Below are 8,169 nucleotides of genomic sequence, written 5' to 3'. Positions count from 1 at the left end.
CCCGGAAGTGCAACTTCAACTCAGGAAACTCCCGCAAGTTTGCCAATTCCTGAAGTCGTCGAAACTTTATCGGATGTCGCACCTCCAAAATTAGTCGAAAATTCCGCAACTTTACCCGGAAGTGCAACTTCAACTCAGGAAACTCCCGCAAGTTTGCCAATTCCTGAAGTTGTCGAAACTTTGTCGGATGTCGCACCTCCAAAATTAGTCGAAAATTCCGCAACTTTACCCGGAAGCCTCAACTCCAATCTCAAAACTCCCGCAAGTTTGCCAATTCCTGAAGTTGTCGAAACTTTGTCGGATGTCGCATCGGAAAATTCCGCAACTTTACCCGACAGCCTCAACTCCAATCTAAAAAATCCCGCAAGTTTGCCAATTCCTGAAGTTGTCGAAACTTTATCAGGTGTCGCATCGGGAAAATTACTCGAAAATTCGACAAGTTCATCCGAAAGTGAAACGAATTCGGCAGAAAACAAGGAAAATTTGCAACTTCGGAAAACAACCGAGAAGTTGTCCGGCTTGGCAGGTGATTTTTCCGGTAAAATGTCCGAATCAGAACCTAAATACCTTGATTTCCCAACCGAAATTCACCAAGAGAAATCCCAACTAAAAAATTCCCCCTCTCCCAATCTCCCCCTCTCCCCTTCTCTCCTTCTCCCAATTTGGAAAGACGAACTTTATTTGGAATTCCACCGGGGTTGTTACACGACTCGCGCTGACCAAAAACGCCAAAATCGCCGCTGCGAAGATTTGCTCTATCAAGCGGAGTTGTTGTCTTCGATCGCGACAATCTGCACTGGTGCGGTTTATCCGAAAGTTGAGTTAGAATCGGCTTGGAAACAGGTGTTGTTTAACCAGTTTCACGATATTTTGCCCGGTTCGGCGATCGCCCAGGTCTACACTGATGCTAATCTAGCCTTTGCTCGGGTCGATCGCACTTGTCGCCACATCCTGCTAAAATCCTTGGATGCGATCGCTGCTCAAATTTCTCTGCCTTCTCCTCCGCAGCCGGACGCTCAACCGATTTTTGTTTTCAATTCTCTCAATTGGTCGCGCTCTGAAGTTGTCGCCCTAACTCTTCCCGATTCCCCCGATTGGGCTTGGCAAATTTATGACTTATCGGGACAACGGTTGACTTCGCAGATTGTTAAGGGCGATCGACTCCCACCGCAATCTCAATCTACACTGTTATTTTCGGCAGAGTCTGTTCCGGCGATCGGCTACCGCGTTTTTTGGCTCTGTCGTCAAGATGCTCAAACAGTCGATCGTCCGTCAGTAAGCTCAGCAACCGAAAAAAAGACAGATTTATCGAAACTTACATACGGTATAGCACAAAAAAACACGCCTTGTCAAGAAACGCATTTTTCAGCCCCAGAAATGGTGTTAGAAAATGAGCTTATTCGGGCAACAGTAGACGCAGAAACTGGTAATTTATCCAGCATTTGGGATAAAGCAAACAATAGAGAAGTCCTGAATGCAGTCGGAGGCAATCAACTGCAAGCCTTTCAAGACAGCGGTCAATATTGGGATGCTTGGAACATCGATCCGAATTACCAAAAACATCCATTACCCGCCCCGATACTCAAACAGATTTCTTGGGTAGACCGGGGAGAAGTACGGCAGAGTTTGCGCGTAGTTATGCAAATTGGTAAATCCGAGTTTCGCCAAGATTATATAGTAGAAACAGGTTCGCCACTGCTGAAAATCAAGACAGTCGTAGATTGGCAAGAAACTCACGTTTTAGTCAAAACAGCCTTCGGGTTAAATGTCGCAGCAGATTTTGCAACTTGCGAAATTCCCGGCGGCGCGATCGCACGCACGACCAAGCCGCAGACACCGGCAGAAAAAGCCAAATGGGAAGTACCGATTTTCCGTTGGACTGATATCAGCAACGACGGTTTTGGAGTCAGTTTGCTTAACGATTGTAAATACGGTTGCGACATTCAACCAAATCAAATTCGGCTGACTTTGCTCAGAAGTTCCACTTGGCCGGATGAAGCAGCAGATGTTGGAGTTTCCCAATTTACTTGTGCCGTCTATCCCCACGCTGGAAATTGGCAAGAAGCCGACACTGTTCGGCGCGGCTGCGAGTTGAATATGCCGCTGTTAGTAAAGGTGTTGTCGCCGTTGCAGGAAAATCGCGATCGGACTCTGCCACCCGTTGGCAAGTTCTTGGATTTGTCCGCCGAAAATTTAGTGTTGATAGCTTTCAAACAGTCGGAAGATGATGCGAATGTCTGGATTTTTCGGTGTTGCGAATCCGAGGGGAAACAGGCTGTGTTAGCATTGGATGGCGATTTGGGATTGGAGATTTTAGAGTCAGTCGATTTGCTGGAAAGACCTGCAATTTTGTCTGAAAAGTTGCCTCTATCGGAAAGTTTTAAGATAGAACCTTGGAAAATTGCTAGTTTTGCTGTTGTAACGAACCGCGAAGGCGCGAAGGACACGAAGGAAGAGGGGGAAGGGAGGAAGGAATAATCTCAAAACCTAAGATATTAGACTTCTTGCATCAATCATTCAATTATACAGGAACCGCAGATGTCAAGCAGATAAACACAGGTAAACGCAGATGATTTTTTAAGATAATTTGCAACTTTTGCAATCTTGTCTATTGCCGATCGCCTTTCAGCTAACGGGCGCGGGAATCCCTCGCGCGATATCGTTTACAGATAGGTGTCGATCGCCCGCCAAGCAGTTTTGAGGTCTCCTACTCCCCAAAGCTACGGCAAAAGCTGACCCAACAATTGCGATCGCCGCCCGGTTCATCCGCAGCCAGGGCAAATATCCCCAGCCGAAACCTAAGTAAGTCAGTCCCAACAGTAGATATTTGAATGTTATCATAGATACGTGACATACCCGACACTCATTATTGTAAACAAATAGAGTGCGGGCTTCCTCTTTCAACGGGAGAGCCTCGACGCGAGCAATCTCTAAGCTGGTCTTATCCTCCCTCCGTAGGTTTTACTCACCCGAAGGTGGTCCTAACTAGCAAGATAATTACTTATCTTCGAGGCAGACTCCCTGTGTCCCAAGGAGTAGAATTGTTGATTTTTTCACCCATCCATCAGCTCTTTTACGGCAAGAAAGGGATCTTGGGGCTACCAGTCAGAAACTGATAGGTGGTGTCTAGCATTTATACAACGGAAAGTTCGCCCACCACGGCTACTCTTATCATCCCCGCTTATTTCGATTCTATCATGGATTCGCTATCGCTCAATTTGCTTGCTGCTCGTTTTCATCCCGTCACTCATCCTGTAAACGGATAGAGTGCGGGACTTCCCACTCGTATTAGTTAAAACAATTGATTGCCAATTTTTTCCATTGTCGGGGATACTACAAGTACACAGGGGGTAATTGCTGTTTTAACTGCTGACACGGCAACGCCACAGGAAATATCTCCCGCACGCAGACGGTCTAGCAACTACTGCAACCGCTAAGAGGGTTAAGATGTTCTTAATTGCCGAAACCCTTGTGGTTGATTGCAATGAAAGGTCTTCCCTCGAACGTCTTCCGTCTTCCTTCGGTCAACTGTCAACCGTCAACCGTCAACTGTCAACTCTTCCTTCTTCCTTCTTCCTTCTTCCTTCTTCCTTCTTCCTTCTTCTTTCGGTCAACTGCCAACTGCCAACTGCCAACTGCCAACTGCCAACTGCCAACTGCCAACTGCCAACTCTTATTTCTATACAAACACAGGGGTTGCATCGGAAGCGAAAACCAGCGTGCTGGACAAGCTGTAATTTTGTTACAAATTGTAACTTTTTCAAATAACAGGTTAAATTTAGTTTCACAAGAAAGTTAAATTCCAGAAAGTAAAATTAATTACAGTCGAGTTAAGCTAAAAGTGTTTGCTAAAAAAAATCATTCAAGCAACCCAGAAACCAACAATTCTCACTTGACAGGTACGGGGGACGATCTCGCGGCCACGAAAGTTTCGTCCACCAAACAACAAGTCGAACAGGATTGGTATCGAACTGTCTACGATAATTTTCCGGGCATTTACTTCGTCCTAGACGCTTTGGGAAGAGTTTTTTCCCTCAATCAATTCGGCGAATCTCGCCTCGCCTACAGGTCGCAGGAATTAATTTGTCATTCAATTTTTAACATATTTTACTGCCAAGATCAAGGGAAAATGCAGTCAGAATTTGCGAGATTGGTTCACCCGACAAAAGGTACGTCAAATCCAAAAGTCGCCTGTTGGGAAGGCTGTTTGACTCGCAAAGACGGCAAAATTATGTGGGTAAAAGCAACGGCGCGCGCTTTGCCTGCGGTAGAATGGAAAATAGACGAAAATACCGATAGTCACTCAGTTGCCAATTTCCAACGGCCGGTGGTACTGTTAGTTTGCGAAGAAATTAAGGCCGCTGCGCCGGTAGCACCGCCGCCAAATTCTCAGGACAATTGGCGCCGTTCAACTTTGGCGATCGCAAAATTAGCCAAAAGTCAACTTAAAGAACGCAACAATATAGAAGAATTCATCCGCGAAGTCACGGAAACCGCTGTCAGTATTGTCAACTGCGATCGAGCCAGTATTTGGCTGTACGGGGAAGACAAAACCCAGCTTCACTGTATCGACTTTTACGAACAAAATACCAAACTCCATTCCGTACAAATAATCATCACAGCGGCCGACTGTCCGGCGTATTTTCAAGCCTTAAAATCCGTAAATGCGATCGCAACGGTGGCAGCCGAAAATGACCCGAGAACGCGAGAACTGGCAAGTCTTTATTTTGCAGATCGGGGTACGACTGCCCTGTTGAATGTACCGATTTTGCTGGCAGGTCAAATGGCTGGAATAGTCAGCGCTGAACGCCGGGGTTCCAGCATCCAGTGGACGGAAGAAGAACACGAATTAACTACAATCTTAGCAGAATTTGTATCGTCAAGTTTGTCGGCTAGCGAAAGCTTAAAATTAGAAGCTATGCGGCGCGAACAGCAGCAAAATATGCTGAGTCAATACTACGACCAACTAGAAGAAAGAGTAGAAAGACGCACGGCAGAACTCAAAAGAACTAACAAAAAACTGGAACAAGAAATAATTAAAAGAAAACAAGTAGAAGCAGAAATGCGCCGCCAGCACCAAGAACAGCAAATTATTTTTGATTCGGTGCCGGCGATGATTTGGTACAAAGATACGGACAGCCGCTTGTTGCGAATTAATCAAGCCGCCGCTGCATCGAGAGGTTTGCCCGCAAATCAACTAGAAGGCAAATCTTTTTATGAAATCTATCCAGACGAAGCAGAACAATATTATTTAGAAGATTTAGAGGTCATCAATTCCGGCGTTCCGAAACTGGGAAAAGTCCAACTGCTGCCAACTGCCACGGGTCACAAATGCTGGGTGCGGACAGATACAATACCCTACCGCGACGAATCAGGTCAAGTGGCTGGCGTTATCGTGTTTGCAGTAGATATTACAGATTTAATTAGAGTCGAAAGAGAACTCCGAGAAAATCGCGCTCGCCTTACTGAAAAAGTTGAGAAACGCACTGCTATGTATCGGCAGGCAATGGCCGCCCTGTATTCTGCAAATACGCAAATGCAACAGCTAATTAACAACAGCTATGCCGGGGATCGTGGTAGCAGCACAGCAGCACAATTGCTCGAATGCGAAGCTTATTTTGAACCAGTTGCCGTGGCTGACCGCGACACAATTTTGAGCGTCAGCAGGGATTTTGCCGAACTGTTCGGTTACGAACCTGCGGAAATGGTGGGAATGAGTTTGCTGGAACTGCTGTCGCCAAAATCTTACAAAATGGCGCCACAAATGATTTCTGCACCCAGCAATACAGTCTGCGAAACGATTTTTCTCAGGCGGGATGGGACTGCTTTTCCTGCTGACGTGCGTAGCAAATTTGTAGTTTGCGAAGGTCGTTTGGTGCAGGTTAAAGCAGTGCGAAATCTCACGGAACGCAAATTAATGGCAGCAGAATTAGAACGATCGCGCTCTTTGTTGCACGCTACTATGGAAGCAACGGCAGACGGTATTCTCGCTGTTACTAACGCCGGAGAATTGATTAGTTTTAATGAAAAGTTAGTTCAAATGTGGGGTATCCACGAAGAAGTTAGAAACTCACTGGATAGAACGGTGCGGCTGACGTTTCTCACTAAGCAAGTTAAAGATCCGAGGGATTTTTTACAGAGAGTTAGAGAAATTTATAGCGATGCCGAGTCCGAAGGCTGCGATATTCTCGATTTTAAAGACGGCCGGACTTTTGAGCGCTACACGCAGCCGATTCGAGTCGGACAAAATATTATTGGCAGGGTGTGGCGCTTCCGCGATATTACTTCTCGCGAAAAGGTGACGGCAATGTTGGGGGATTCTCAACGGCGCTTTCGGGCAATTTTTGATTCTTCTTTCCAATTTGTTAGCTTGCTAAAACCGGATGGCATTTTGCTGGAATCTAACCAAACTTCTCTAGATTTCGCGGGAATTAAGCTGCGGGATGTGGCAAATCGACCGTTTTGGCAGGGGCCTTGGTGGGGGGGTTCTCCGGAAGTTCGGGAACAGTTGCAAGAGGCGATTTCTCGATCGGCAAAAGGTGAATTTGTCCGCTATGAAGTGGAGGTTCAAGGGGTAAACCGCACGGCAACTATCGATTTTTCTCTCAAACCGGTGGCAGACGAAACTGGTAAAATTGTCTTGCTGCTGCCGGAAGGTCGAGATATTACTGAAAGCAAGCAGGTGCAAGTGGCTCTGCGCCAGCAAGTTGAGCGGGAACGCCTGATCGCCGAAATTCAATCTCGCATCCGTTCTTCTCTGGATCTCAAAGATATTCTTAAGACTACAGTAGCGGAAGTGCGGGAGTTTTTGGCCACGGATCGGGTGATTATTTTCCGCTTCCGACCAGATTGGAACGGGGATGTGGTGGTGGAGTCGGTGGGCGCAGGATGGATGCCGCTGATGGGGATGGCGATCGAGGATTGCTGTTTTGCTAATACTTATGTGGGACAGTATTTAAAGGGCAGAATTCGCGCTGTAGAAAACATTCAGGCTTCTAATTTTGCCGAGTGCCACGTCAATTTTTTGGCCGAGTGTCAGGTGAAGGCGAATTTGGTGGTGCCCATCGTGCAGCAGGGAATCGAACACCGCGACGGCAATCCTACTTGTCAAGTGCCGAAGTTGTGGGGTTTGTTGATTGCCCACCACTGTTCGGCGCCCCGCGAGTGGCAGCCGTTTGATATGGATTTGCTGAGTGAGTTGGCTACTCAAGTGGCGATCGCGATCGAACAATCTTTACTTTACCAGCAGTTAGCTGCTGCTAACCAGCGGTTGGACGGGTTGGCGAATTTGGACAGTCTGACTCAGCTAGCTAACCGCCGCCGGTTTGACGAGGTGATTAATCGGGAATGGGAACAGTCGAGCACTGCCGAACCCCTATCTTTGATTATGTGCGACATTGACTGTTTTAAACTTTATAACGACAATTACGGCCACCAAGCTGGGGATGCTTGTTTGCAACAAGTCGCGCGGGCGATCGGGGATGCTTGCGCCAACGCACCCGCAGAACGCCTTTATTTGGCTGCTAGGTACGGTGGCGAGGAATTTGGGGTAATTTTGCCAAATACGGATATCGCCGCTGCACAGGCTTTTGCCGAGGGAATCCGCAGGCGCGTCAAAGCTTTGGCAATTCCCCACCTCAAGTCTGTTGTCACCGATTGTGTGACTCTCAGCATGGGGGTGGCGACGATTGCTGAAGGTCAAAATTCGCCGAAAATGCTGATTGAAGCTGCTGATAAGGCGCTGTATCGGGCTAAGTCAGGCGGGCGCGATCGAGTTGTCCGTTGACAGTTGTCAGTTGTCAGTTGACGGTTGACAGTTGTCATATCAAATCCGGTAGCATTGGAATTATTAATCTTTCTATTCTCTCTCTGTGTCCTCTGCGCCCTCTGCGGTTAAATAATTCCGATCCAACCGGAAACGATATCAGTAGTCAGTAGTCAGTAGTCATCAGCGTACCAAAAAAACGATCGCGCCAACCGGCATAAGGTTAGGGCGATCGCGATACTATGAATCAGCATTTATATATCGGACTCGGTGCGGATTTTTACGCATTTTTACGGGTTTTGTTACAAAACTTTACTGTTGCGTAAAAATATCCAGAAATCCCTTTTCTCTACCTGCTATCAAGGTGTTTGTAGTGAGGACTTTAGTCCTCAGATTTTAGAAGG

At 46.9% G+C, this 8,169-nt stretch carries 4 protein-coding genes; 2 read left to right on the top strand and 2 right to left on the bottom strand.

Features of this window, described 5'->3' with window-relative positions; translation table 11 throughout:
- A partial coding sequence (locus QZ938_RS29270) for a glycoside hydrolase family 38 C-terminal domain-containing protein (protein WP_293365667.1) occupies positions 1 to 2,478 on the top strand: 2,478 nt, incomplete at its 5' end.
- A gap of 147 nt (positions 2,479 to 2,625) precedes the next feature.
- On the opposite strand, the gene QZ938_RS29265 is transcribed toward QZ938_RS29270, so the two are convergent.
- Positions 2,626 to 2,841: a hypothetical protein gene (locus tag QZ938_RS29265; RefSeq protein WP_293147719.1), complete on the bottom strand. Its 216-nt coding sequence runs from the start codon at positions 2,839 to 2,841 to the stop codon at positions 2,626 to 2,628.
- A 704-nt stretch (positions 2,842 to 3,545) separates the two neighbouring features.
- Complete coding sequence (locus QZ938_RS29260) at positions 3,546 to 3,788, bottom strand: hypothetical protein (RefSeq protein ID WP_293147721.1); 243 nt, start codon at positions 3,786 to 3,788, stop codon at positions 3,546 to 3,548.
- Between the two features lie 53 nt (positions 3,789 to 3,841).
- Here QZ938_RS29260 and QZ938_RS29255 point away from each other — a divergent pair, with 53 nt between their 5' ends.
- Positions 3,842 to 7,786, top strand: a complete 3,945-nt coding sequence (locus tag QZ938_RS29255; protein WP_293353712.1) for a PAS domain S-box protein — start codon at positions 3,842 to 3,844, stop codon at positions 7,784 to 7,786.
- Positions 7,787 to 8,169 lie beyond the last annotated feature (383 nt).

This window comes from Microcoleus sp. CAWBG27, from assembly GCF_020883145.1.
Taxonomy (GTDB): Bacteria; Cyanobacteriota; Cyanobacteriia; order Cyanobacteriales; family Microcoleaceae; genus Microcoleus.
The sequence above is the reverse complement of the archived record's forward strand: the minus strand, read 5'-3'. Positions and strand labels throughout refer to the sequence as shown.